Below are 23,418 nucleotides of genomic sequence, written 5' to 3' on the forward strand. Positions count from 1 at the left end.
TCGGCTGACGGCCGTGATGATGATACTGCCGCATATGCGAGCCATAAGTATCTTGTCTCATTGCATGAGCTGGGGAGATGCAAGATTCGGCTGGCATGTGCGGTCGTCCCGGATGGTCAGGTCCGGTCGATGTGGACGTTCGTCGACTTCACCCGGGCCGTCGCCTCCATGCCCACTTCGAGGCCCAGTTCCTCCACGGCTTCCCGGGTGAGCAGGGAGACCAGTCGGTGCGGGCCCGCCTGGATCTCGACCTGGGCGGCGACGTCGCCGAGTTTCACGGCCGTGACGATGCCGGGGAAGGCGTTGCGGACGGACGTGTGGGACGGGGTCTCGTCGCCGTCGGCGCGGGCCAGCTCGACGGAGAACGCGGCCAGGTCGGTGCCGTCGACGAGGCGCCGGCCCGCGTCGTCGCGGTGGGTGGTGAAGCGGCCCGCGTCGGCCCAGCGGCGTGCGGTGTCGGGGCTGACGCCCAGAAGACGGGCGGCCTGGCCGATGGTGTAGGAGTGCATGCGGTCACGATAGGTGTCGCCGTGCACCCCCTCGGCTCAGCCCGTGTGGACCCGGGGGCGGCGGTCGCGGTCGGGTTCGGCCTCGCGGAGGACCTCTCGGGTGACGGGGGCGACCTCGCCCTGGCCGAAGAGGAAGAAGCGCAGGAAGTTGGTGAAGGGGCCGCCCTCGGTCCACTCGAAGTAGATGTGCGGGGTGCAGTTCGTGGAGTCGCGGATGTGCAGGAGGAGGGCGGCGAGGGCGTTGGGGATCGAGGAGTGTTCCAGGGTCAGGACCCGGTAGCGGCCGTGCAGGACCTCGCCGCGGACGGTGAGGCTCGCCTCGAACTCGGAGGGGTCGGTGACGGTGACCTCGACGAAGACGTAGTCCTCCTGGCCGGGGATGTCGTTGTCCTCGCGGATCTGCTCGATCTTCTCGCGGTACTCGGCGATGTCGCGGCGGTCGGGCTCGTTGGCGATGAGGCGGATCTTGCGGCTCGCCATGTCCCGTACGAAACGTTCCGCCATCGGGTCGAGGGTCACGCTCGTGACGCGCAGCTCGAAGGCGCGGGCGAGGCGGGAGAGGAGGGAGACCAGGATGATGCCGGCGATGAAGCAGGCGCCGATCTTGACGCCGTCGGGGCGTTCGATGACGTTCGCGACGGTCGTGTAGAGGAACACGGCGGAGATCACGCCGAAGCCGATCGTCCAGTTCCGCTGGCCGGCCTTGTGCGCGGCGATGGTCACGGCGATCGCCGCGGAGCTGATGAGGACGAGCACGCCGGTGGCGTACGCGCCGCCCTGCTTGTCGACGTTCGCGTCGAAGATCCAGGTCACCAGGAAGGCGATCAGGGTGAAGACGATGACCATGGGGCGTACCGCGCGTGCCCAGTGCGGGGCCATGCCGTAGCGGGGGAGGTAGCGCGGCATCAGGTTGAGCAGACCGGCCATCGCGGAGGCGCCGGCGAACCAGAGGATGGCGATGGTCGAGACGTCGTAGACCGTGCCGAAGACGCCTCCGAGGTAGTCGTGGGCGAGGAAGGCGAGCGCGCGGCCGTTGGCCTGGCCGCCGGTCTTGAACTCGTCCTCGGGAATGAGGAGGGTGGTGATGAAGCTGGTCGCGATGAGGAAGCAGCTCATGATCAGGGCGGCGGTGGTGAGCAGCTTCTTGGTGTCGCGGATGCGGCCCGTGGGGCGTTCCTCGGTGTCGTCCGGGTCGCCCTTGACGTTCGGCATGACGGCGACGCCGGTCTCGAAGCCGGAGAGGCCGAGGGCGAGCTTGGGGAAGACGATCAGGGCGACGCCGACCATGGCAAAAACGTTTCCGTGCTCGGTGGTCAGCGCGCTGGACCAGTCGGTGACCACATGTCCTGCGGTGATGACGTGCCACAGGCCGACGGCGACCACCACGACGTTCAGCGTGAGGTAGACGCCGACCAGGACGACCGCGACCCCGATCGCCTCCAGGAACCCCTTGAGGAAGACCGCGCCGAGCAGCGCCACCAGGACCAGGGTGATCAGCATCTGCTTGCCGTGCAGGGCGTCGGTGAGGTGCGGGTTCTCCACGAGGTGGGTGGAGGCGTCGGCGGCGGAGAGGGTGATCGTGATGAGGAAGTCGGTCGCGGCGAAGCCCAGCAGGGTGAGGACGAAGAGCTTGCCCTTCCAGAAGGAGAGCAGGCGCTCCAGCATCGCGATCGAGCCCTCGCCGTGCGGGCTCTCCTCGGCGACCCTGCGGTAGACGGGCAGCGCGCCCGCGAGGGTGACGACGACCAGGACGATCGTCGCGACCGGGGAGAGGAGACCTGCGGCGAGGGCGGCGATGCCGGGCTGGTAGCCGAGGGTGGAGAAGTAGTCGACGCCGGTCAGGCACATGACGCGGTACCAGGGCTGGCCGGGGTGGGCCTGGGGCTTGGGCTCGCTCTCGCCCTCGGCCGTCCGGTTCCTGCCCATGTCGGACAGGCCCTCCAGCATCCAGGCTCTGAGGCGGCTGGGCGCTGGTCGTTCGGTCGTGGCCATCGGCGGTGCTCCAGGGGTGCGGCTCGGTCGCGGGTGCGGCCATCACGCGGACGGCGGCTACAGCGTAAGCAGAGAGTGACACGCGGGCCTGGGGTTCGGGGGGCGGGCGGCGTCAAGCTTGCGTTAAGACTGGCCTGGTCGGGGCGGGTGTGAAGGCGTGGGCGTGGACTGGGCCGTACGGGGGAGTGGACACCCAGTGTCATGACGGGGGTGGCCGGGGGATGTTCGCCGTTTCGTAATGTTCGTTGATTGAGTCGAATGTTTCGAACCGGATCGGGGTGCCCTCCGTGTTACGGGCTGGGGGGCGTTCTCCAACTGGCCCTCGAATTGACCGTGTTCAAGGGGTTGCCTCCCCTTGGAGGCTGTCTCTAGGGTGCGGCAGCAGCGAACCTTTCTGGATCAGCTCCGAAACTTTCGATCTACCGAGGAGAGCATGATGGGCGACCCGGCTTTCTCCCGCCGCGGCTTCCTGGGAGCCTCCGCCGCAGCCGGTCTGGGCATGACGGCGTTGAGCGGCTGCGGCGGTGACTCGGACGGGGGATCGTCCGGGACGACCACCATCGAGTGGTGGAACATCTCCACGACCCAGCCCGCCAAGGACGTCTGGGCGGCCCTGGCGAAGAAGTTCGAGAGCCAGAACCCAGGCGTCAAGATCAAGATCGTCCAGCTGGAGAACGACGCCTACAAATCCAAGATGACGGCGCAGACCGCCTCCGGCAAGCTCCCCGACATCTTCCACACCTGGGGCGGCGGCGTCCTCAAGCAGCAGGTCGACGCCGGACTCGTCGAGGACCTCACCGAGCGCACCAAACCCTGGTCCGACGGCCTGCTGCCGGTCGCCAAGGCGCCGTACCTCCTCGACGAGAAGGTCTACGGCATCCCCTTCGACATCGGCATGATCGGGTTCTGGTACAACAAGGCGCTGTTCAAGAAGGCCGGCATCGCGGCCCCGCCCGCCACCTGGTCCGCGTTCCTCGACGCCGTACGGAAGCTGAAGGCCGCCAAGATCACCCCGCTCGCGCTCGCCGGCAAGGAGAGCTGGACCGGGATGTACTACTGGGCCTACCTCGCGATGCGTACGGCCGGGCTCGACGCGCTCCAGAAGGCCGACGCCGACAAGGACTTCAGCGGCGACGGGTTCGTGCAGGCCGGGCAGCACCTCCAGGAACTCGTCGATCTCCAGCCGTTCCAGAAGGGGTTCCTCGGGGCCGCCTACTCCAGCCCGACCGGGCAGGCCGCCGCCGTCGGCAACGCCAAGGCGGCGATGGAGCTGATGGGCCAGTGGGCGCCCACCGTCGAGGCGGACGCCGGCAAGGGTATCGGCGCCGACCTCGGATTCTTCCCCTTCCCGGCCGTCGAGGGCGGCAAGGGCGCGATCACCGAGGTGTTCGGCGGGGGCGGCGGACACGCGCTGCGCAAGGGCGCCCCGCAGGCCGCCGTCGACTTCCTCAAGTTCTTCGCCTCGCAGGCCACCGACCTCGAACTCGTCACCAGGACCGGCGTGCTGCCCATCGTGCCCGGCGCCGAGTCCGGGCTCAAGGACCCCAACCTGACCGCCGTACAGACCCAGTTGAAGGCGGCCACCGGGTTCCAGCTCTACCTGGACCAGGCGTACGCGCCCGCCGTCGGGCAGCAGGTCAACGACAGCGTGGCCGGGCTCATCGCCGGGTCCAAGTCGCCGAAGCAGGTCACCGAGGCGATCACGAAGACCGCCAAGGAAGAGCAGTGACTTCGACGTTCGTCGAGGACGAGCGGGACGCCGCGGTGAAGGAGCCGCCGGTCTCCGGGAAGGCGCGGTCCCGGCGGCGGATCGCGCACTGGTTCACCGCCTTCGCGTTCCAGGTGCCGGCGCTCGTGCTGTTCGGCGTGCTGGTGCTGCTGCCGATGCTCTTCGCCGTGTACGCCTCCTTCTTCCGCTGGGGCGGGTTCGGCTGGCCCTCCGAGGCCATCGGGTTCGACAACTACACGCGGCTGCTCCAGGACTCCGTGTTCCTCGGGGACCTGTGGCGCGGCGGCGTGATCATCGGGCTGTCCATCGTCGTCCAGCTGCCGTTCGCGCTGGCCCTCGCCGTCGCGCTGAACCAGAAGCTGCGCGGGCGGGCCGTCTACCGCATGCTGTTCTTCGCGCCGTACATCCTCTCCGAGGCGATCACCGGCATCCTGTTCAGCATGCTGTTCGCGCCCGAGGCCGGGTTCGCGGACCAACTCCTCGGCCGCATCGGGCTGGAGAGCCTCGGCGGGAAGTGGTTCTCCGACCCCTCGACCGTCCTCGCGACGCTCTTCATCGTCATGACGTGGAAGTACTTCGGCTTTCACATGATGCTCTACCTCGCCGGACTCCAGTCCATCCCGGCCGAGTTGAAGGAAGCCGCGCTCATCGACGGCGCCGGGCCCTGGCAGCGGTTCCGCTCCATCACGCTGCCGCTGCTCGCGCCGACCCTGAGGATCAGCGTGTTCCTCTCCGTGATCGGCGCGATCCAGCTCTTCGACCTGGTCTGGGTCACCACCGCCGGCGGGCCCGACCACCACTCCGAGACCATGGCCGTGACGCTCTTCCAGTACGGCTTCAAGCGCTACCAGGTCGGCTACGCCAGCGCGATCAGCGTTGCGATGTTCGTCATCAGTCTCGTCTTCGCCCTCGTCTACCAGCGCTACGTCCTGCGCCGGGACCTGGAGGGCGCCACCACGACCATGCGAGGAGGCGGCGCGTGAAGAGGCGCTGGCGCAGTCTGCCGTTGCACGTCGTCCTCGTCGTGGTCGGCGCGATGATGGCCGTACCGCTGCTGTACGCGGTGCTGTCCGGGTTCAAGACCACCGACGAGCTCTCCCGCAACCCCGTGGGGCTGCCCGAGAAGTGGATCACCTCCAACTACACCGACATCCTGGGCTCCGGCACCTTCTGGCGGATGGTCGGCTCCAGCACCTTCATCGCCGTCGCGACGACCGTCGCGGTGGTCGGGGTGTCGGCGCTCGCCGCGTTCTCCTTCGCCCGGTTCTCCTTCCGCGGGCGGGAGGCGCTGTTCACCCTGTTCACGATGGGGCTGATGTTCCCCTTCGCGGTCGTCGCGCTGCCGCTGTTCCTGCTGCTGCGCTCGCTGGACCTGCTGGACAACCCGCTCGGGGTGATCCTGCCGCAGGCCGCGTTCGGGATACCGGTGACCATCGTCATCCTGCGCGGCTTCTTCCGGGAGATCCCGGCCGAGCTGGAGGAGGCGGCCACCCTCGACGGCTGCGGGCCGCTCGGCTTCTTCTGGCGGGTGCTGCTGCCGATGGCCCGGCCCGCCCTCGGGACCGTCTCCGTCCTCGCCGTGGTGGGCAGCTGGAACAACTTCCTGCTGCCGCTGCTCGTCTTCACCGACCCCAGCTGGTGGACGATCCCGATCGGCGTCCAGCAGTTCCAGGGGCAGTACTCCGCCGAGTACGCCCGGGTCTTCGCCTACCTCGTCCTCGCCATGGTGCCCGCCCTGGCCTTCTACTCCGTCGCCGAGCGGCAGCTCGTCGGCGGGCTCACCGCCGGAGCGTCGAAAGGCTGACCGGCCAACTCATGTACGGCTCACCCCCCTTGAGGAGTCGCACCATGCTTGTCCGCACCCGTCTCAGACTCGCGGGGGCACTTGCCGCCGCCCTCGTCGCCACCGGCATCGCGAGCGGCCCCGCCGCCCAGGCCGGGGAACAGCACCACAAGGCGACACTCGCCGACCTGGCCCAGCGCCACGGGCGTTACTTCGGCAGCGCCACCGACAACCCCGAACTCACCGACGCGCCCTACACGAAGATCCTGGGCCGCGAGTTCGACATGATCACGCCGGGCAACGGCATGAAGTGGTACGCCACCGAACCCCAGCAGGGCGTCTTCGACTTCACCGCCGGCGACGAGATCGTGAACCTCGCCCGCGCCAACCGCCAGAAGGTGCGCGGCCATACGCTGGTCTGGCACAGCCAGCTCCCCGGCTGGCTCACCGGCAAGGAGTGGACGCCCGACGAGCTGCGGGCCGTCCTCAAGAACCACATCCAGACCGAAGTCCGGCACTACCGGGGCAAGTTGTACGCCTGGGACGTCGTCAACGAGGCGTTCAACGAGGACGGCACCTACCGCGAGACCGTCTTCTACAAGACCCTCGGCCCCGGCTACATCGCCGACGCGCTGCGCTGGGCCCGGCAGGCCGACCCGCGCGTGAAGCTGTACCTCAACGACTACAACATCGAGGCCGTCGGCCCCAAGAGCGACGCCTACTACAAGCTCGCCAAGGAGCTGAAGGCCCAGGGCGTCCCGCTCGACGGGATCGGCCTCCAGGCGCACCTGGCCCTCCAGTACGGCTATCCGACGACCCTGGAGGACAACCTCCGCCGCTTCTCCCGGCTCGGCCTCGACACCGCGCTCACCGAGGTCGACGTCCGGATGCTGCTGCCCGCGACCGAGGAGAAGCTGGCCCAACAGGCCGACTGGTACGCCGACATGACCGACGCGTGCCTGTCCGTGCGGCGGTGCACGGGCATCACGATCTGGGATTACACGGACAAATACTCGTGGATCCCGCCGTTCTTCCCCGGTGAGGGGGCCGCTCTCCCCTGGGACGAGCAACTCCAGCCGAAACCCGCCTACTTCGCGCTCCGGAACGCGCTGAAGTAGGAGGGTTTCAGGGGCGGGCTGGTGGTGCGGTGCTGGACCGCACCACCAGTTCCGTGCCCAACTCGACGCGCGGCGCGTCGGGACGCTCGTCGTGCGCCAGCCGCAGGACGGTACGCACCGCCAACTTGCCCATGTCCGCGAGGGGTTGGCGGACCGTCGTCAACGGCGGGGCGGACCAGCGGACTTCGGGGAGGTCGTCGAAGCCGACCACGCTCATGTCCTCCGGGACCCGCAGGCCCCGCTGCCGCAGCGCCTCGACCGCGCCGAGCGCCATCCGGTCGCTGGCCGCGAACAGCGCGGTCGGCGGCTCGGGCAGGTCCAGGAGGGCGCCCGCGCCCCGGAAGCCCGACTCGGACTGGAAGTCGCCGGGGACGACCAGACAGTCGTCCACCGGGACGCCCGCCGCCTCCAGCGCCGCGCGGTAGCCGTCGTAGCGGGCGCGGGAGCACAGGAGTCTCGGCGGGCCCGCGATCAGGCCGATCCTGCGGTGGCCCAGGGCCAGCAGGTGTTCCGTCGCGGCGAGGCCGCCCGCCCAGTTGGCGGCGCCGATCACCGGGACGCCGTCCGCGTACGTGCCCGTCGGGTCGACGACCACCAGGGGGACGCCGAGGATCCTCAACTCCTCGTGCAGCGTGGGCTCCAGGTCCGAGGTGACGAGGATGACGCCGCCCGAGGCGCGGGCGCGGAGGTTGCGCATCCACTCGCGGGCGTCGCCGGAGCGGCCGTGGATCGCGGAGACGACCGTACCGACGCCGGCCGCGTGCGCGACCTCCTCGACGCCGCGGATGATCTCCACCGCCCAGGGGCTGCCGAGGTCGTTGAAGACCAGGTCCAGGAGGGCGGGGCTGCGGGCGGGGGCCGTCGGGGGGCGCTTGCGGTAGCCGTGCAGGCGCAGGAGTTCCTCCACGCGGGCGCGGGTGGCCGGGGAGACGTCCGAGCGGCCGTTGACGACGCGGGAGACGGTGGGGACGGAGACGCCGGCGCGGCGGGCGATCTCGGTGATCGTGATTCTGCCGGGGGGATCGGCGGGGGGTGTGTCGACGGGGTGCGCCTCGACGTCGTGCGCCTCGGTGTCCTGTGGTGCCATGTGCCCGCCTTCGCTTCCGGTACCCGAGCCGAAACTTCCAGGAGTCTTCCGGAAAAACGGCGGGGAGGGGAGGGGTTCTGGACACGGACGTAGGGGAGGCGGTGGTGGGGGCGGGCGTGCGTCAGGGCCGGGACATGGGAGTGTCTCCGGCCCTGGGGAGGCTCTGTTCCTGTTCTCGCCCGGTCTGTTCTCAGGCCACCGCCACGACCCGGCCCGGGCCCAGCGGGCGGTGCGGGTCGATGACGCGGCCGTCCGGCAGCAGCTCACCGGTGTCCTCGAACAGCAGGACGCCGTTGCACAGCAGGCTCCAGCCCTGCTCCGGGTGGTGCGCCACGAGCCGGGCGCAGTCCCGGGCGGTGGAGTCGGCTGGCGGACACGGTGGCTGGTGCTGGCACATGGAAGGGATCTTTCGCTCTGTCGTGACGGATGAAGTGACCGGTGCGATGTGTGGATCGTGTGTCGTGTCGTTCTCGCGGCGCGAAGCGTCGTTCATGGCCGCCCCCGTTGTGATAAGTCGGTCGGAACCAGTGTTGCTCTACGGGCGTGGATCCGCAGGCATTTCGCGGTACCGCTGCTCACAGGTTCATGACGCGTCACTCGCACGGGCGGTTCAGCCGTACCGCACGGTCACTTCGGATGGTTCTGGCTGGTCACAACGGGCTAGTCCGACAGGATGACCGGGTTCGCGTCACGCGGGCGAGCCCAACAGCGGCGCCGGGGTGACCCGGTGGGTGAGCGCCGGGAGCAACTCCGCGACGCTGTGCGGGCGGTGGGCCGCGATCCCGGGCGGCGCCGGTGCCAGCGGGATCAGCACGTCAGTGGGGGCGGGGTGGCCGCCCGTGCCGTCGGACTCGGGGTCGCCGTGCAGCCAGAGCGTCAGCATGTACAGGCCGGGGACGGACAACAGGCGGGCCTGGACCGGGAGTTCGGTGGACTCGGCCTGGCGCAGGGCGCGTTCCGTGGAGTCGATGTACGGGCCCTCGAAGAAGTGCGAGAACACCCAGCCGTCCGCCGTCAGCCGGGTCTCCGCCGCGGCCACGGCGCGGTCCTGGCAGCGGATCAGGAAACGCCAGCCGGCCAGCCGGGTCCGGGGTACGCCCGTGGGGGTGATCCGCTCCAGCACGTGCAGCGGGAGCGGGAGTTCGGGGACCGTCGGACCCTCGGCGGTCCGCAGGGAAGGGGTACGGGCCTCGCGGACGGCGGTCGGGGAACCGAGTGCGGTGAGGACCGAGCGCAGGGCGGGCGCGGGTGCCGGGGGGACATGCAGCGGCATGGTGGGTCGCCTCTCATTCGACAGGCAAGGGGGCGCGAGGGCGGGGGCGGACGGCGCTGTCAGCTCTCGGGTGAACGGGGCGGTGCGGTCGGAGAGGCAGTGCCGTGGCCGGTGTACCGGGGTGTGTGGGCGGACTGCCGTCCGCGGCCTGAACGGCAGCTCCTTCGACCGGGTCACCGCCTTCTCCGCCTGTCGCGGAGTTTATACGACGCGTGTTCGGAGTGGGTTTCGGCTACCCGGTCCCTTTCCCTCTCGCAAGTATCTATTCGGTCGGCGATACGACTGAATCCTCCCGATTCAGAGCACCCTCACCGGCGGCCACCTGGGAAACTCTCCGCCGTGCGGTCGGCGTATTCCCGTCGGTGTTTTTCACGAGTAACCGAGTTCCGGAAAAAGAGTTCCGCGCCCGGCTTGGTCGAATGTGTCGCCGGTCACTTATGGGGTACTTACGGGGAGCTGGGACCAGCCTAGCGGGCCCCGGGCGGCGCCGGGGGCGTTATCGATCGTTCCGGTGGGCATCATCCCCCCTGACCCAGGACGCCCGGCGGGCCGTCACATCGGTCTGCCCAGCCGAGGAGGGACGCTTCGTATGGGCGAGAAGGTCGTGGCGGGCGCGTTCGACCTGTCCGATCGGCAGCACTACCGCGACAAGCTCCGGCAGTGCCTCGCGGGGCTGGAGCGGCTGCTGGCCGAGCAGCGCTTCGACCGTCCCAAGAACCTCATGGGGCTGGAGATCGAGCTGAATCTCGCGGGTGCCGACGGTGCGCCGAGAATGTTGAACGGGCAGGTTCTCGAACGGATCGCGAGCCGTGATTTCCAAACAGAACTCGCCAGGTTCAATCTGGAAGTGAACATAGCTCCACACCGGTTGGGCGGACGGGTATTCGACCAGCTCGCCGAGGAACTCCGTACGTCCCTGGCATATGCACACCGGAAGGCGCGGGAAGTCGACGCCGGAATCGTGATGATCGGGATTCTGCCCACGCTCGGGGCCGAGGACCTCGTCTCCGCGAACCTCTCCGAGGTCGACCGGTACGCCCTCCTCAACGACCAGATCGTCGCCGCTCGCGGGGAGGACTTCACGCTCGACATCGACGGGGTCGAGCGGCTGTCCGTCACCGCCGAGTCCATCACGCCCGAGGCCGCCTGTACCTCCGTACAGCTCCATCTCCAGGTCACGCCCGGGCGGTTCGCCGATGTCTGGAACGCCGCTCAGGCCGTTGCCGCCGTTCAGGTCGCCGTGGGCGCCAACTCCCCCTTCCTCTTCGGGCGGGAGTTGTGGCGGGAGTCGCGGCCTCCCCTCTTCCTCCAGGCCACCGATACGCGGCCGCCCGAGCTTCAGGCCCAAGGGGTGCGGCCGCGGACCTGGTTCGGGGAGCGGTGGGTCAGTTCCGCGTACGAGTTGTTCGAGGAGAATCTGCGGTTCTTTCCCGCGCTGCTGCCCATCTGCGACGAGGAGGATCCGCTCGGGGTGATCGACGCCGGGGGGACGCCCAAGCTGGCCGAGCTCGTGCTTCACAACGGGACCGTGTACCGGTGGAACCGGCCCGTCTACGGGGTCGCCGACGGGGTTCCTCATCTGCGGGTCGAGAATCGGGTGCTTCCCGCTGGGCCCACCATCACCGATGTGCTGGCCAACGCCGCGTTCTACTACGGCGTCGTGCGGGCTCTTGCCGAGGAGTCCCGGCCCGTGTGGGCCCGGTTGCCCTTCGAGGCCGCTGCCGCCAACTTCGACACCGCCTGTCGGTACGGGATCGAGGCTCGGTTGTTGTGGCCTCGGCGGGGGCGGCTGGGGGGTGTGGGGGAAGTGGACGTGGTGACTCTGGTGCGGGACGAGTTGTTGCCGTTGGCCGCTGCTGGGCTTGATGCGTGGGGGGTGGAGGCCGTGGATCGGGACTTCTATCTCGGGGTGATCGAGGAGCGGTGTCGGTTGCGGGTGAATGGGGCTACCTGGCAGGTGGGGACGTTTCATCGGGCGTTGGAGGCGGGGGTGGGGCGGGAGGAGGCGTTGGCCGCTACCACTCGGCGGTATGGGGAGTTGATGCGGGCGGGGGAGCCGGTGCATTTGTGGCCGGTGGGGGTGGGGGAGGTTGCGGCGTTGGGGTGACGTGGGGTTTTCTCGCCCCCGCCGCCCCTACCCTCCCCCAAGCTCTTCGAGCAGGGGGGACCCCCACATCCTGAAGGGGCTCCGCCCCTTCGACCCCGGGGTTCGTTGTCGGGTGCGGCGCCGTTGTGGCTGGTCGCGCAGTTCCCCGCGCCCCTAAAAGCAACCCGGTGGAGCCGTGCGTTATAACCCCTGGGGGAGGATGGGGCCGGACAGGAAGTGGGTGGGTGTACGTGGTGGTGCCGTCTCGGCGGGCGTTGCGGGATGAGACCTTGTTGGTGCTGGGGGTTTCCCTGGGGGCCAGTGGGGTTTCTGCGCTGATCAGTTTTGTTGGGTCTGTTACCAAGCCGGGAGGGCTCAAGGATCAGACCGCCACGCTTAACGGGTCCGCTGCTCCTGGGCGGCCTTGGCTGGATCTTGCTTGGCAGTTGTTCGGGATCAGTAGTTCGTTGGTGCCGGTTCTGCTGGTGGCGCATTTTCTTGTGCGGGAGCAGGTCTCGCTGAGGGTGCTCGGGTTTGACCGGACTCGGCCTTGGACCGATCTGGGGCGGGGGGCCGGCATTGCCGCTGTGATCGGGAGCAGTGGGATCGCGTTCTATCTGGCTGCGAGGGGGCTTGGGTTCAATCTGACCGTTGTGCCTGAGGCGTTGCCCGAGGTGTGGTGGAAGTATCCGGTGCTGGTGCTGTCCGCTCTGCAGAACGCGATCCTCGAAGAGGTCATCGTCGTGGGGTATCTGCTGCGGCGGTTGGGGCAGTTGGGGTGGGGGGCGGGGGCCGCGCTGGTGGCCAGTTCCGTGTTGCGGGGGTCCTATCACCTTTATCAGGGGATCGGTGGGTTCATCGGGAACATGGTGATGGGGGTTGTCTTTGTCTACCTGTATCGGCGGTGGGGGCGTGTGGGGCCGCTTGTCGTCGCGCATTCGCTGCTCGATATCGGGGCTTTCGTGGGGTACGCCCTGCTCGCCGGGAAAGTCGACTGGCTGCCCACCGGCTGAGTCAGGCGAGGAGTTCGCCCTCGATGACCGTGACCGCGTGGCCGGTCAGGAGGGTGCGGTCGCCGCGCAGGGAGGTGCGGACCCGGCCCGAGCGGGGGGACGCCTGGAGGCCGGTGAGGTCGGGGCTGCCCAGGCGCGGGGACCAGAAGGGGGCCAGCGCGGTGTGGGCGCTGCCGGTGACGGGGTCCTCGTCGATGCCGACGTTGGGGAAGAAGCAGCGGGAGACGAAGTCGTAGCCCAGCGCGGGGTTCTCGGCGCGGGCGGTGGCGATGATGCCGCGCTTGGAGTACCCGGCGAGCGCCTTGTGGTCGGGGCGCAGGGCGTGCACGGTCCGCTCGTCGGGGAGTTCCACGACCAGGTCGCCGACGTTCGGGCCGGTGTCGTACGCCGACAGGGGCCGCGCACCGAGCGCCTCGGTGACGCCCTCGGGGAGGTCCACCTCCGTCAGCGGGGCCGTCGGGAAGTCCAGGGTGATCGAACCGTCCCCGGCGGGGGTGGCGGTGAGGACACCGCTGAGGGTCCGGAAGCGTACGGGGCCCTCGTGGGCGCCGGTCGTGTGCAGGACGTGGGCGGTCGCCAGGGTGGCGTGGCCGCACATCGCGACCTCCGTGACGGGGGTGAACCAGCGCAGCGCCCAGTCCGCGTCGGGGTCGTCCGGCGTCGGGTGGGTGAACGCGGTCTCCGCGTGGTTGACCTCCAGGGCGATGTCCTGGAGGCGGTCGTCACCCGGGAAGGCGTCCAGGAGGAGGACCCCGGCCGGGTTGCCGGAGAAGGGGCGGTCGGTGAAGGCGTCCACGATTCTGATCTGCATGGACGGGACAGTAGGGGGTGGCGGAGGTGGGAGGCCAAGGCCAATCGGGGAAAACTGGACGGGTGCGAGGGAACTGGCGTGGAGCGTCGGACGTTGTCGTGATCACAGGGGCCACCGGGTTCGTCGGGGCGGCGGCTGTGCGGGAGGTCCTGGCCCGGGGAGCGCGGGTCCGGGCGGTGGTGAGACGGGTTCCGGAGGAGGTGGTGGAGGGCGTCGAATGGGTGACCGGTGATGTGACCGAGCCCGGTGCGGTGTCGGGAGTGTGCGAGGGCGCGCGGGCCGTCGTCCATCTCGCCTCCTACATCGGGGGCGACGAGGCGAGGTGCGACGCCGTCAACGTCGGCGGGACCCGCGCCGTGATGGCCGAGGCCCGGCGGGGCGGGGTGCGGCGGGTGGTGCATCTGTCGACCGCCGCCGTGTACGGGGCCGGGCCGCACAGCGGGATCGAGGTCGGTGAGATCGACGCCGAGCCGGTGTCCGCGGTGAGCCGGAGCCGGCTGGCCGGGGAGGGGTTCGCGCTGGAGGCGGGGGGTGTGGTGTTGCGGCCGGGGCTGGTGCTGGGGGAGGGGGACCGGTGGGTGGTGCCGGGGCTGCGGGAACTGGTGGCGCGGGTGCCGGGCCGGTGGGACGGGGGCCGGGCCCTGCTGTCCGTCGTCGACGTCGGCGATCTGGGGCGGCTGATCGCGTCGCTGGCCCTGGCGGAGACTCCGGTGCCCGGTGGGGTCTATCACGCGAGCCATCCGGTGCCGGTGCGGATCGGGGAGCTGATCGCCGGGCTCGTGGCGCGGGGGGAGCTGCCGCCGGTGCCCGAGGTGGAGTGGACCTGGGAAGAGTGCCTGGAGCGGTTCCGGGCGAGCGAAGGGCGGGCCGTCGAGCGGCAGTTCGCGCTGGTGGGGCGGGATCACTGGTACGTGAGCGAGGAGGTGTGGCGGGTCGCCGGGTGCGAGCCGGGCGGGCGGGGGTGGTGACGTGGGGCCCCTGTACGTCGTACGGCTTCGTACGGTGCGCAGGGGCCGTCGGTCAGGCGTTCACGTACTCCGCGAGGTGTTCGGCCGTCAGGGTGGAGCGGGAGTCGATGAGGGTGGCGGGGGTGCCCTCGAAGACGATCGTGCCGCCGTCGTGGCCGGCGCCGGGGCCCAGGTCGATGATCCAGTCGGCGTGGGCCATGACGGCCTGGTGGTGCTCGATGACGATCACCGACTTGCCGGAGTCGACCAGGCGGTCCAGGAGGGCGAGGAACTGTTCCACGTCGGCCAGGTGGAGGCCGGCCGTCGGTTCGTCCAGGACGTAGACGCCGCCCTTGTCGGACATGTGGGTGGCCAGCTTGAGGCGTTGGCGTTCGCCGCCCGAGAGGGTGGTCAGGGGCTGGCCGAGGGTGAGGTAGCCGAGGCCGACGTCCGTGAGGTGGCCGAGGATGCGGCTCGCGGCGGGGGTCTTCGCCTCGCCCGTCGCGAAGAACTCCGCCGCCTGCGCGACCGGCATCGCAAGGACCTCGCTGATGTCCTTGCCGCCGAGGTGGTAGTCGAGGACGGCCGCCTGGAAGCGTTTGCCCTCGCAGTCGTCGCAGGTCGTGGCGACGCCCGCCATCATCGCGAGGTCCGTGTAGACGACGCCCGCGCCGTTGCAGGTCGGGCAGGCGCCCTCCGAATTGGCGCTGAACAGGGCCGGTTTGACGCCGTTGGCCTTCGCGAACGCCTTGCGGACCGGCTCCAGGAGGCCCGTGTACGTCGCCGGGTTGCTGCGGCGCGAACCCTTGATCGGGGTCTGGTCCACCGAGACGACGCCGGCCGTGCGCGGGACCGAGCCGTGGATCAGGGAACTCTTGCCGGAGCCCGCGACGCCGGTGACGACCGTCAGGACGCCGAGGGGGACGTCCACGTCCACGTCGCGCAGGTTGTGGGTGCTCGCGCCCCTGATCTCCAGGGCGCCGGCCGGCTTGCGGACCTCGTCCTTCAGCTTCGCTCGGTCGTCCAGGTGGCGGCCCGTGAGGGTGTCCGTCCCGCGCAGGCCCTTCACCGTGCCCTCGTAACAGACCGTGCCGCCCGCCGTGCCGGCGCCCGGACCCAGGTCCACGACGTGATCGGCGATCGCGATGACCTCCGGCTTGTGCTCGACCACCAGCACGGTGTTGCCCTTGTCGCGCAGGCGCAGCAGGAGGTCGTTCATACGGCGGATGTCGTGCGGGTGCAGGCCGGTCGTCGGCTCGTCGAAGACGTACGTCACGTCCGTGAGCGACGAGCCCAGGTGGCGGATCATCTTCACGCGCTGGGCCTCGCCGCCCGAGAGGGTGCCCGAGGGGCGGTCCAGGGAGAGGTAGCCGAGGCCGATCTCGTTGAACGAGTCCAGGGTCGCGCCGAGCGCGGTCAGGAGCGGGGCGACCGAGGGGTCGTCCAGTGCGCGGACCCACTCCGCCAGGTCGCTGATCTGCATCGCGCAGGCGTCCGCGATGCTGACGCCCTTGATCTTCGAGGAGCGGGCCGCCTCCGTCAGGCGGGTGCCGTCGCAGTCCGGGCAGGTCGTGAACGTGATCGCGCGGTCCACGAACTCCCTGATGTGCGGCTGCATCGCCTCGCGGTCCTTCGCGAGCATCGACTTCTGGATCCGGGGGATCAGGCCCTCGTACGTCATGTTGATGCCCGCGATCTTCATGCGGGTCGGCTCCAGGTACAGGAACGCGTGCAGTTCCTTCTTCGTGAAGCGCTTGACCGGTTTGTCCGCGTCGTACAGGCCCGACTCCGAGTACATGCGGTAGCTCCAGCCGCCCGTCCTGTAGCCGGGGACCAGGAGCGCGCCGTCGTTCAGGGAGCGCTCCCCGTCGAACAGCTGCGTCAGGTCGAAGTCCGTCACCGCGCCCCGGCCCTCGCAGCGGGGGCACATGCCGCCCTGGATGCTGAACGAGCGGCGCTCCTTCACGGTCTGGCCCGCGCGCTCGATCGTCACCGCGCCGGCTCCGCTGATCGAGGCGACGTTGAACGAGAACGCCTTCGCCGGGCCGATGTGCGGGGTGCCGAGGCGGCTGAAGAGGATCCTCAGCATCGCGTTGACGTCCGTGACCGTGCCGACCGTCGATCTCGGGTCCGCGCCCAGGCGCTGCTGGTCCACGATGATCGCTGTCGTCAGACCCTCCAGGACGTCCACGTCCGGGCGGGCGTGGGTCGGCATGAAGCCCTGGACGAACGCGCTGTACGTCTCGTTGATCAGCCGCTGCGACTCCGCCGCGACCGTGCCGAACACCAGCGAACTCTTCCCCGACCCCGAGACGCCGGTGAACACCGTCAGCCTCCGCTTCGGGATCTCCACGCTGACGTCCTTCAAGTTGTTCACCCGCGCACCGTGCACCCGGATCAGATCATGGCTGTCAGCGGCGTGCGGCTTCGTCATCACGGCTCCTTGTACGGGTGGGTGTGGGGTCAGGCTAGGCGGGGGGTGGGGGTGTGCGCTTCTCGATTCCTGACGGGTTGAGGGAGAGGGCGGCGAGGCCGGGTGTTCACGGGGCTGTTCGGCCCTGGGGTGTCGTAGGGCCGTCGTAGTACCCGGGGCGGGCCACAAGGACCGAGTTGAAGTAGTGGCCCTGTTCGTCCTCGGGGGTGTCGTCCGTGGACGACGGGCGCCCCAGTTCGACTGATTCCAGGCGGTCGCGGACGCAACTGATGCTGATCATCAGGCCGCTCGGGCGGAAGACGTGCCGACCGGGCCGGTCGGAGGGAGACGTCGTCGATGGGGCGCGGAGTGACAGGAGGGCTGTGTTCGCTTCGTGGCGGGGCATGCCGATCCGCAGGGGGCCTATGCCTGTGGGTGGGACGAGTTCGAAGTGCATGGGGGCATGGTCGCAGGGGTGGTTCGGGGAGAGGGGGGTTCAGGTTGGGCGCCTTCGAGGTGGAAGTGCCACACGATCGCCAGTGGGGAGCCGTTCAGGGCTGTGGTCGCCGCTTCTGGGGACCAGTGAAGGAGGTCCCAGGTCATGTGGGTGGGGAGAGGCGGGGGTGAGGGCGGGAGGGGGCGGTGGGGGCGGGTGGGTTCTTCGCAGTGGTGGGGGTGGAAGCCGAGGGGGAGGGCTGCCGTGAGGTAGGTGCTCAGGGGGCGGTGGTGTTCCTTGAGGAGAGAGGCGTTGTGGCGGGGGAGGGTGGGGCTGAGGTAGGGGACCAAGGGGTGGGCGTCCGAGAGGATCAGGTGGCCGCCTGGGCGGAGGACTCGGGCGAATTCCGTCAGGGCCGGGGTCAGGTCGGGGACGTGGGTCAGGGCCAGGGCGCAGACGACCGTGTCGATGGTGTTGTCGGCGATCGGGAGCCGGTGCAGGTCCGCCTGGTGGAAGGTGACGTCCGGGAGGCGTTCGCGGGCGTGGGCGAGCATCTCCGGTGAGGCGTCGACGCCTGTCACCCGGTGGCCGAGCTGGTGGAGGTAGGCGGTGTGGCGGCCGGTGCCGCAGGCCGCGTCCAGGGCCGTGCCTACGGGGAGGGCGTCCAGGAGGCGCCGGACGACGGGCTGTTCGACCTCGATCATCTGGTTGCCGGGGGCGTCGTAGTGCGGTGCCCAGGCGCGGTAGACGTCGGCCGTGCTGATCGCGTCGTCGGTCGCTGTCACGCCCTCGGCCAGGGCGGGTGTGTCCAGCAGGGTGCGGATCTCGGCGATGCGGGCCTCGACGAATCGCCGGTCGGCGGTTCCCTCACGGAGGGCGCGCAGGAGGGCTGCGCCTTCTATGCCCAGCAGGTAGGCCAGGGGGCTGAGGTAGGTCACCTCCGGGACGGTACGGGCGGGCGGTCCGGGGGCTCCAGCGGGTTTTCGGCAGCCGGTCTTCGAGCGGTGGGTTGTCAGGCGATCGGTTCCGATATATCGTTGGCGTATCGCGATCGGTTGACGAAGGGTTGCCGGTCTGGAATGAGTGGAGTGAGTGGTATGCGTATGCATGGATTCGAGCGCGGGCACGGTCAGGGCCCGCGCGAGCGTGGTGGGTTCGAGGGGCGGCGGGCCGCCTTCGGGCCCTTCGGGCCGGGAGGGCCGGGGTTCGGGCCCGGGCCTGGGTTCGGCGGCGGGCCCTGGGGCGGGCGTGGGCGTGGCGGGCCTCGGGGGAGGGCTCGGCGGGGGGATGTGCGGGCCTCGATCCTCGCCCTGCTGAAGGAACGGGGGATGCACGGGTACGAGATGATCCAGGAGATCGCCGAGCGCAGTGGCGGGGCCTGGAAGCCGAGTCCCGGGTCCGTCTACCCGACGCTTCAGCTGCTGGAGGACGAAGGGCTCATCAGCAGTGAGAGCGAGGGCGGCAAGAAGCTGTTCTCCCTCACCGAGGCCGGGCGCGCGGCTGCCGAGGACGTGGCCGAGACGCCCTGGGAGGAGGCCACGCGCGGGGTCGACTGGGAGTCACTGCACGAGATCAGGCAGGCCGGGTCCGGGCTCTTCGAGGCGTTCGGGCAGGTCTGGCGAACCGGGAACAAGGAGCAGCGTGAGAAGGCTCTGGCTGTTGTCAACGATGCTCGTAAGAAGCTGTATCTGATCCTCGCGGACGAGGACTGAGCCGGCGGGGCTGAGCCGGTGGGGCTGAGCCGGCGGGACCGGGGCGGCCGGTGCCGCTGAGCCGGCCGGTGCGGAGTCGGTGACCGTCTCGCCGGTGCGGGCGGTTGTCGTACGGCGGGTGGGCGCCCTGCGGGATTCCGTGGGGCGCCTGTCCGTGTCCGGAGCCCCTTCAGGCCACCAGCGTCGACAGCTTCCGCAGCGACTCGTTCAGGGCCGCCGTCGCCGAGTCCTTCAGCTTGCCGGCCATCAGGGACACCGCCGCGCCCGTGAACTCGCCGTCGATGCGGAGCGTCGCCGCGGAGGGGCCGTCCGGGGTGAGGGTGTAGCGGGTGAGGAGGGCGACCGCCATCGGGCCCTTGCCGGTGATCGTGAACGAGCGGGCGGGCGTCAACTCGTCGATCGTCCACTCGACCTCCGCGGGGAAGCCCATGAGCTTCATGTTCTCCTGGAAGGTCGCGCCCGGTTCCAGTGAAGTCGGCCCGCCCTGGGGGAAGTTCGTGTGCGTCGCGTTCCATTCGCCGTACGCCGGCCAGTCCGTCAGCCGGGTCCAGATCTTCTCCGCCGGTGCCTCTATGCGGGCCTCGGCGCTCACTTCGGCCATGCGACCACCTCTTCGAATCGGCCAGGGTGCGCGGAACGTAGCCCCGGGGCCCTCAACTTGCAAGACACAGGCCGCCGTTCAGCGCAGGCGTCGTATGACCGCCGCGTCGAAGATGTCCCACGCGCGCGGGTGCGGGCCCTCGTCGTGGCAGTGCCAGGCCGCCCAGAACAGGTCGGCGGGCAGGGCGTCCTCCGGGGCGTAGACGCGGTACACGTAGCTCTGGCCGTCGATCGACGGGAGCGCGACCAGCCAGCTCACGGTCACCAAAAGCGGAACCCCCTCTCTCACTACTGTGACGTGACTGTTCACCTCGTGGTTGCGTGCGGGGCGCGAAGGGGGCCGGTGCGCGCCCTTTTGGGCCGGAGGTCGCCTGATCTCATCCGTAAGGAGGAGATTCCGGCTGCCCTCGTCCCCTTTGCGTGGGAGGCGGAAATGCTCCGTGCCGAGGATGACCGGGGGTGGCCGGGACTGATGGGGTGAGGGGGTGCAGCCCCGTATTCCCCGGCAAACGGTCCATGAACCCGTACCGCCCACCGTGGACGACGTCGCCGGGTTCAGCGCGGAGCTCGTGGCGGCGGTCGCCGGTGCGCGCCGCAGGGCCGTGCGGGGTGCGGACCGGCAGATCGACAGCGCGCATCTGCTGCACTCGCTGCTGGAGTCCGACCCCGAGGTGCGGGGTGCCTTCGGCGAGGGCGGGCGGGTCGCGCGGGTCCTCGGGTATCTCGTCCAGCGCAGCATCGGGTACGGGCTGCGGTGGCAGGGCGGCGTGGAGGACTCGGGCGCGCTGCCCGTCGTCGCCGTCGCGGAGGGCTTCTCACCGCTCGCCGCTGTCGCGATGGAGGCGGCCCGGACACGCGCGGAGCGGCGGGGCGCCGCCCTGGCCGAGGGGGTCGACCTGCTGGTGGCGGTGCTGGAGGATCCGCGTTCCCGGGCGGTGGAGGTGCTGGCGCGGGCGGGGGTCGATGCGGTGGAGGTGCTGACACGGGTGGAGAAGGGGGAGACCGGGGAGGCGGGGTGGGGGTGAGGGCGGGCGGGCCCTGGCGGGGGCTTGCGCATGGCGGCCGTGCTATGGGGTGGAGGCGAGGACGGTGCGGGGCTGCCGGGTATCTTGCCCCAAGGCTGCCGGGTGTTCTGCCGGCAGGCCGCTGGGGCGCCTCGTCGGCCGGTCGCCGGGATGCCTTGCCGGGAACCGCCGGGGCATCCTGCCGGTGGATCGTTGAGCGCCCGGCCTCAAGGCTGCCGGGTGTTCTGCCGGCAGGCCGCTGGGACGCCTCGTCGGCCGGTCGCCGGGATGCCTTGCCGGGAACCGCCGGGGCATCCTGCTGGTAGATCGTTGAGCGTCCGGCCTCAAGGCTGCCGGATGTGCTGCCGGCAGGCCGTTGGGACGCCTTGCCGGGAACCGCCGGGGCATCCTGCTGGTAGATCGTTGAGCGTCCGGCCTCAAGGCTGCCGGGTGTTCTGTCGGCAGGCCGTTGGGGCGCCTCGCCGGCCGGTTGCCGGGATGGCTTGCCGAGGACCGTTGGGGTGCCTCGCCGGTGGGATCGTCGAGATGTTCTGCCGGGGACACCCCGCCGGTACATCGCTGAGGTGCCCCGCCCGTGCCCGCTGAGCTGCTTCCTTGAAGAGCCGCTGGCCGTATCTCGCTGAGGAGTCGCTGCCGTATCTCCCTGGAAGGCCCCCGGGGTGCCCTCCCTGGAAGCCCCGTTCCTGTTCGCAGGGCGAGACAGGAGCTTGGTGGGGTGACGGTGCTGTCTTTCGCTGTCATCATGGCCGCGTGGCTAAGGCGAATGGCGTAGGGCTCGGGCTGGCGATGGTGTCGGCCGTGGCGTTCGGTGGGTCGGGGGTCGCGGCGAAGCCGTTGATCGAGGCGGGGCTCGATCCGCTGCACGTGGTGTGGCTGAGGGTGGGGTTCGCCGCGCTGGTGATGGTGCCGGTGGCCTGGCGGCATCGGGATCTCGTGCGGCGGCGGCCCGGGCTGCTCGCCGGGTTCGGGCTGCTCGGGGTCGCCGGTGTGCAGGCGTTCTACTTCGGGTCGATCTCCCGCCTGCCCGTCGGCGTCGCGCTGCTCCTTGAGTACCTGGCGCCCGCGCTGGTGCTGGGCTGGGTGCGGTTCGTGCAGCGGCGGCCGGTGAGCAGGCGGGCCGTGGTCGGGGTCGTGCTGGCCGTCGGCGGGCTGGCCTGCGTGGTCGAGGTGTGGGCCGGGATGCGGTTCGACGCGATCGGGGTGCTGCTGGCGCTGGGCGCCGCCTGCTGCCAGGTCGCCTACTTCGTGCTGTCGGACCGAGGGGGCTCCGGCACGGACGCGCCCGACCCGTTCGGGGTGATCGCGTACGGGCTCCTGGTCGCCGCCGCCGTCCTCACCGTCGTCGCCCGGCCCTGGGAACTCGACTGGGCGGTGCTGGGGAACGCCGCCGACCTGAACGGCACGGACGTACCCGCCTGGCTGCTGCTCGGGTGGGTCGTGCTGGTGGCGACCGTCCTCGCGTACACGACCGGCGTCGTCTCGGTGCGGCGGCTGTCGCCGCAGGTCGCGACGGTCGTGGCGTGTTCGGAGGCGGTCGTCGCGACGGTGCTCGCGTGGGTGCTGCTCGGGGAGCACCTGGGCGCGGCGCAGCTGGCGGGTGGTGTGGCCGTGCTGCTGGGCGCGTTCGTCGCGCAGTCGGCGACGCCCGCGAAGGCGCCCGGGGAGCCGGTGGCGGGCGGGCAGCCGGAGCCCGGTCTGGCCGCGCGCGAGAGCGCCGTATAGGGTCCGGACCATGCCGTCGACGCTCGTTCTTCCGCCTCCGGCCGCCTGAGGCGGGCCTCCGGAGTGATCCGCCCGGCGTGGCTGTGACGCCACCGGGTGCCGTGGTGCTGCCCGCAGACGAAGTCCCTGCTTCGGAACTCTTGCGCCTCGTGCGCTTCTGCGGAGAGAACGCGTGTCTTCTTCTTCCCTGCCCATGTCGCCGGTCGGCCGTGGGCTCTTCTACCTGATCGTCGCCGGGGTCGCCTGGGGCACCGCCGGGGCCGCCGCCTCGCTGGTCTTCGAGGTCAGTGACCTGGGCGCGGTGTCCCTGTCCTTCTGGCGCTGTGCCGTCGGACTCGCGCTGCTGCTGGCGGTGCGTACGGTACGGCGCCGGCCCGCCCGGCGTGTGCGCGGTGCCCGGTGGTGGGCGCTGACGCTGGCGAGCGGCGTCGCGCTGGCCGTGTTCCAGACGGCGTACTTCGCGGCGGTCTCCGCGACCGGCCTCGCCGTCGGGACCGTCGTCACGCTCGGCGCCGGGCCCGTGTTCATCGCCCTCGGCGCGCGGCTCACGCTGGGCGAGCGGCTCGGGCGGGCCGGGGTGCTCGCCGTCGCCGGGGCGCTCGCCGGGCTCGCGGTGCTGTTCGCGGGCGGCGGGGGCGGGGCCGTACGGCCCTGGGGTGTGCTGCTCGGGCTGGTCTCCGCCGCCGGGTACTGCGCGATGACGCTGGTCACCCGGCGGTGGGGGAGTGCCGGGGACGCCTCCGGCACGACCGTCGGGGCGTTCGCGGTGACCGCGCTGTGCCTGCTGCCGTTCGCGGTGCGCGAGGGGCTGCTGCCGCACACCGCCGACCTGGGGCAGGTGGTGTGGCTCGTCCTGTACATCGCCGCCGTCCCCACGGCTCTCGCCTACGCCCTGTACTTCGCGGGCGCGGCCGTCGTCCGCGCGGCGACCGTGTCCGTGGTGATGCTCCTCGAACCGGTGAGCGCTGCCGTGCTGGCGGTGGCGGTGCTGGGGGAGCGGGTCACGACGGCGACGGTGCTCGGTACGGTCCTGATGCTGGGGTCGGTGGCGGGGCTGGCCGTGGCGGAGGCGCGGGGAGGGGGCGCGTAGGGCTGGGCCGGGCGGATCCGGGACCGGGGCGTCAGGGGCCGGCGCCCCGGCATCGCGTACGGATCGCGTCTC

General features: G+C 70.5%; 22 protein-coding genes. 11 read left to right on the forward strand and 11 right to left on the reverse strand.

Annotated features, from left to right (window positions below):
* Positions 1 to 116: 116 nt before the first annotated feature.
* Positions 117 to 509 carry a TOBE domain-containing protein gene (locus tag ACLZOT_RS32985; RefSeq protein WP_059048226.1) on the reverse strand — a complete coding sequence of 131 codons (393 nt, stop codon included), beginning with the start codon at positions 507 to 509 and terminating at the stop codon, positions 117 to 119.
* A gap of 36 nt (positions 510 to 545) precedes the next feature.
* Positions 546 to 2,501 carry an amino acid transporter gene (locus ACLZOT_RS32990; RefSeq protein ID WP_416972794.1) on the reverse strand — a complete coding sequence of 652 codons (1,956 nt, stop codon included), beginning with the start codon at positions 2,499 to 2,501 and terminating at the stop codon, positions 546 to 548.
* 436 nt (positions 2,502 to 2,937) lie between these two features.
* Between ACLZOT_RS32990 and ACLZOT_RS32995 the strand changes: the two genes are divergently transcribed.
* Genes ACLZOT_RS32995 through ACLZOT_RS33010 form a run of 4 tightly spaced genes read left to right on the forward strand, consistent with a single transcriptional unit; the run spans position 2,938 to position 7,131 of the window.
* Positions 2,938 to 4,230, forward strand: coding sequence for an extracellular solute-binding protein (locus ACLZOT_RS32995; RefSeq protein ID WP_416972795.1), 1,293 nt, complete (start codon positions 2,938 to 2,940; stop codon positions 4,228 to 4,230).
* The gene (locus ACLZOT_RS33000) at positions 4,227 to 5,213 is read left to right on the forward strand and encodes a carbohydrate ABC transporter permease (protein WP_416972796.1); all 987 of its coding nucleotides are present in this window, start codon (positions 4,227 to 4,229) and stop codon (positions 5,211 to 5,213) included. The genes ACLZOT_RS32995 and ACLZOT_RS33000 overlap by 4 nt, the downstream gene beginning before the upstream one ends.
* A 53-nt stretch (positions 5,214 to 5,266) precedes the next feature.
* Positions 5,267 to 6,034: a carbohydrate ABC transporter permease gene (locus ACLZOT_RS33005; protein ID WP_416972961.1), complete on the forward strand. Its 768-nt coding sequence runs from the start codon at positions 5,267 to 5,269 to the stop codon at positions 6,032 to 6,034.
* Between the two features lie 44 nt (positions 6,035 to 6,078).
* Complete coding sequence (locus tag ACLZOT_RS33010; RefSeq protein WP_416972797.1) at positions 6,079 to 7,131, forward strand: endo-1,4-beta-xylanase; 1,053 nt, start codon at positions 6,079 to 6,081, stop codon at positions 7,129 to 7,131.
* A 7-nt stretch (positions 7,132 to 7,138) separates the two neighbouring features.
* Here the strand turns inward: ACLZOT_RS33010 and ACLZOT_RS33015 are convergent, their stop codons facing one another.
* From ACLZOT_RS33015 to ACLZOT_RS33025, 3 genes are all read right to left on the reverse strand, one after another.
* Positions 7,139 to 8,218, reverse strand: a complete 1,080-nt coding sequence (locus ACLZOT_RS33015) for a LacI family DNA-binding transcriptional regulator (RefSeq protein ID WP_416972798.1) — start codon at positions 8,216 to 8,218, stop codon at positions 7,139 to 7,141.
* A gap of 190 nt (positions 8,219 to 8,408) precedes the next feature.
* Positions 8,409 to 8,615 (reverse strand): DUF5999 family protein, encoded by a 207-nt coding sequence (locus tag ACLZOT_RS33020; RefSeq protein WP_416972799.1) that lies wholly within the window; start codon positions 8,613 to 8,615, stop codon positions 8,409 to 8,411.
* Between the two features lie 291 nt (positions 8,616 to 8,906).
* The gene (locus ACLZOT_RS33025; RefSeq protein ID WP_416972800.1) at positions 8,907 to 9,491 is read right to left on the reverse strand and encodes a hypothetical protein; all 585 of its coding nucleotides are present in this window, start codon (positions 9,489 to 9,491) and stop codon (positions 8,907 to 8,909) included.
* Positions 9,492 to 10,080: 589 nt separating this feature from the next.
* Between ACLZOT_RS33025 and ACLZOT_RS33030 the strand changes: the two genes are divergently transcribed.
* Both ACLZOT_RS33030 and ACLZOT_RS33035 read left to right on the forward strand, forming a co-directional pair.
* Positions 10,081 to 11,598 carry a glutamate--cysteine ligase gene (locus ACLZOT_RS33030; protein ID WP_416972801.1) on the forward strand — a complete coding sequence of 506 codons (1,518 nt, stop codon included), beginning with the start codon at positions 10,081 to 10,083 and terminating at the stop codon, positions 11,596 to 11,598.
* A 224-nt stretch (positions 11,599 to 11,822) separates the two neighbouring features.
* A complete protein-coding gene (locus tag ACLZOT_RS33035) occupies positions 11,823 to 12,590 on the forward strand; it encodes a CPBP family intramembrane glutamic endopeptidase (protein ID WP_416972802.1) in 768 nt (255 codons plus the stop codon).
* Position 12,591: 1 nt separating this feature from the next.
* On the opposite strand, the gene ACLZOT_RS33040 is transcribed toward ACLZOT_RS33035, so the two are convergent.
* Entirely contained in the window at positions 12,592 to 13,401 is an 810-nt protein-coding gene (locus ACLZOT_RS33040; protein ID WP_416972803.1) for a PhzF family phenazine biosynthesis protein, read from the reverse strand.
* Positions 13,402 to 13,499: 98 nt separating this feature from the next.
* Between ACLZOT_RS33040 and ACLZOT_RS33045 the strand changes: the two genes are divergently transcribed.
* On the forward strand, positions 13,500 to 14,369 hold the full coding sequence (locus ACLZOT_RS33045) for an NAD-dependent epimerase/dehydratase family protein (protein WP_416972804.1): 870 nt from the start codon (positions 13,500 to 13,502) through the stop codon (positions 14,367 to 14,369).
* A 52-nt stretch (positions 14,370 to 14,421) separates the two neighbouring features.
* On the opposite strand, the gene ACLZOT_RS33050 is transcribed toward ACLZOT_RS33045, so the two are convergent.
* From ACLZOT_RS33050 to ACLZOT_RS33060, 3 genes are all read right to left on the reverse strand, one after another.
* Positions 14,422 to 16,782 carry an ATP-binding cassette domain-containing protein gene (locus ACLZOT_RS33050; protein WP_416972805.1) on the reverse strand — a complete coding sequence of 787 codons (2,361 nt, stop codon included), beginning with the start codon at positions 16,780 to 16,782 and terminating at the stop codon, positions 14,422 to 14,424.
* A 106-nt stretch (positions 16,783 to 16,888) separates the two neighbouring features.
* Positions 16,889 to 17,218 (reverse strand): hypothetical protein, encoded by a 330-nt coding sequence (locus ACLZOT_RS33055; RefSeq protein ID WP_416972806.1) that lies wholly within the window; start codon positions 17,216 to 17,218, stop codon positions 16,889 to 16,891.
* Positions 17,185 to 18,135 carry a class I SAM-dependent methyltransferase gene (locus tag ACLZOT_RS33060; RefSeq protein ID WP_416972807.1) on the reverse strand — a complete coding sequence of 317 codons (951 nt, stop codon included), beginning with the start codon at positions 18,133 to 18,135 and terminating at the stop codon, positions 17,185 to 17,187. Before ACLZOT_RS33060 ends, ACLZOT_RS33055 begins: the two co-directional genes overlap by 34 nt.
* Positions 18,136 to 18,294: 159 nt before the next feature.
* Here ACLZOT_RS33060 and ACLZOT_RS33065 point away from each other — a divergent pair, with 159 nt between their 5' ends.
* Positions 18,295 to 18,909 carry a PadR family transcriptional regulator gene (locus ACLZOT_RS33065; RefSeq protein ID WP_416972808.1) on the forward strand — a complete coding sequence of 205 codons (615 nt, stop codon included), beginning with the start codon at positions 18,295 to 18,297 and terminating at the stop codon, positions 18,907 to 18,909.
* A 169-nt stretch (positions 18,910 to 19,078) separates the two neighbouring features.
* Here ACLZOT_RS33065 and ACLZOT_RS33070 read toward each other — a convergent pair whose 3' ends face one another.
* Both ACLZOT_RS33070 and ACLZOT_RS33075 read right to left on the reverse strand, forming a co-directional pair.
* A complete protein-coding gene (locus ACLZOT_RS33070; protein ID WP_416972809.1) occupies positions 19,079 to 19,510 on the reverse strand; it encodes an SRPBCC family protein in 432 nt (143 codons plus the stop codon).
* A gap of 78 nt (positions 19,511 to 19,588) precedes the next feature.
* On the reverse strand, positions 19,589 to 19,768 hold the full coding sequence (locus ACLZOT_RS33075) for a hypothetical protein (RefSeq protein ID WP_416972962.1): 180 nt from the start codon (positions 19,766 to 19,768) through the stop codon (positions 19,589 to 19,591).
* Positions 19,769 to 19,994: 226 nt separating this feature from the next.
* On the opposite strand from ACLZOT_RS33075, the gene ACLZOT_RS33080 reads away from it, so the two are divergent.
* The 3 genes from ACLZOT_RS33080 to ACLZOT_RS33090 all read left to right on the forward strand — a co-directional run bounded on the left by ACLZOT_RS33080 (position 19,995) and on the right by ACLZOT_RS33090 (position 23,346).
* Positions 19,995 to 20,534, forward strand: coding sequence for a Clp protease N-terminal domain-containing protein (locus ACLZOT_RS33080; protein WP_416972810.1), 540 nt, complete (start codon positions 19,995 to 19,997; stop codon positions 20,532 to 20,534).
* 750 nt (positions 20,535 to 21,284) lie between these two features.
* On the forward strand, positions 21,285 to 22,256 hold the full coding sequence (locus ACLZOT_RS33085; protein ID WP_416972811.1) for an EamA family transporter: 972 nt from the start codon (positions 21,285 to 21,287) through the stop codon (positions 22,254 to 22,256).
* 193 nt (positions 22,257 to 22,449) lie between these two features.
* Complete coding sequence (locus tag ACLZOT_RS33090) at positions 22,450 to 23,346, forward strand: DMT family transporter (protein WP_416972963.1); 897 nt, start codon at positions 22,450 to 22,452, stop codon at positions 23,344 to 23,346.
* The last annotated feature ends 72 nt before the right edge of the window (positions 23,347 to 23,418 follow it).

Origin of the sequence: Streptomyces sp. 4F14 (assembly GCF_048159485.1) — a bacterium.
Lineage (GTDB): Bacteria > Actinomycetota > Actinomycetes > Streptomycetales > Streptomycetaceae > Streptomyces.

Coding starts and splice junctions, on each gene's coding strand:
- ACLZOT_RS33015 (WP_416972798.1), bottom strand. CDS start 8,218: ATGGCACCACAGGACACCGAGGCGCACGACGTCGAGGCGCACCCCGTC.
- ACLZOT_RS33070 (WP_416972809.1), bottom strand. CDS start 19,510: ATGGCCGAAGTGAGCGCCGAGGCCCGCATAGAGGCACCGGCGGAGAAG.
- ACLZOT_RS33030 (WP_416972801.1), top strand. CDS start 10,081: ATGGGCGAGAAGGTCGTGGCGGGCGCGTTCGACCTGTCCGATCGGCAG.
- ACLZOT_RS33065 (WP_416972808.1), top strand. CDS start 18,295: ATGCGTATGCATGGATTCGAGCGCGGGCACGGTCAGGGCCCGCGCGAG.
- ACLZOT_RS32990 (WP_416972794.1), bottom strand. CDS start 2,501: ATGGCCACGACCGAACGACCAGCGCCCAGCCGCCTCAGAGCCTGGATG.
- ACLZOT_RS33050 (WP_416972805.1), bottom strand. CDS start 16,782: ATGACGAAGCCGCACGCCGCTGACAGCCATGATCTGATCCGGGTGCAC.
- ACLZOT_RS33020 (WP_416972799.1), bottom strand. CDS start 8,615: ATGTGCCAGCACCAGCCACCGTGTCCGCCAGCCGACTCCACCGCCCGG.
- ACLZOT_RS33055 (WP_416972806.1), bottom strand. CDS start 17,218: ATGCACTTCGAACTCGTCCCACCCACAGGCATAGGCCCCCTGCGGATC.
- ACLZOT_RS33090 (WP_416972963.1), top strand. CDS start 22,450: ATGTCGCCGGTCGGCCGTGGGCTCTTCTACCTGATCGTCGCCGGGGTC.
- ACLZOT_RS33025 (WP_416972800.1), bottom strand. CDS start 9,491: ATGCCGCTGCATGTCCCCCCGGCACCCGCGCCCGCCCTGCGCTCGGTC.
- ACLZOT_RS32995 (WP_416972795.1), top strand. CDS start 2,938: ATGGGCGACCCGGCTTTCTCCCGCCGCGGCTTCCTGGGAGCCTCCGCC.
- ACLZOT_RS33040 (WP_416972803.1), bottom strand. CDS start 13,401: ATGCAGATCAGAATCGTGGACGCCTTCACCGACCGCCCCTTCTCCGGC.
- ACLZOT_RS33005 (WP_416972961.1), top strand. CDS start 5,267: ATGATGGCCGTACCGCTGCTGTACGCGGTGCTGTCCGGGTTCAAGACC.
- ACLZOT_RS32985 (WP_059048226.1), bottom strand. CDS start 509: ATGCACTCCTACACCATCGGCCAGGCCGCCCGTCTTCTGGGCGTCAGC.
- ACLZOT_RS33010 (WP_416972797.1), top strand. CDS start 6,079: ATGCTTGTCCGCACCCGTCTCAGACTCGCGGGGGCACTTGCCGCCGCC.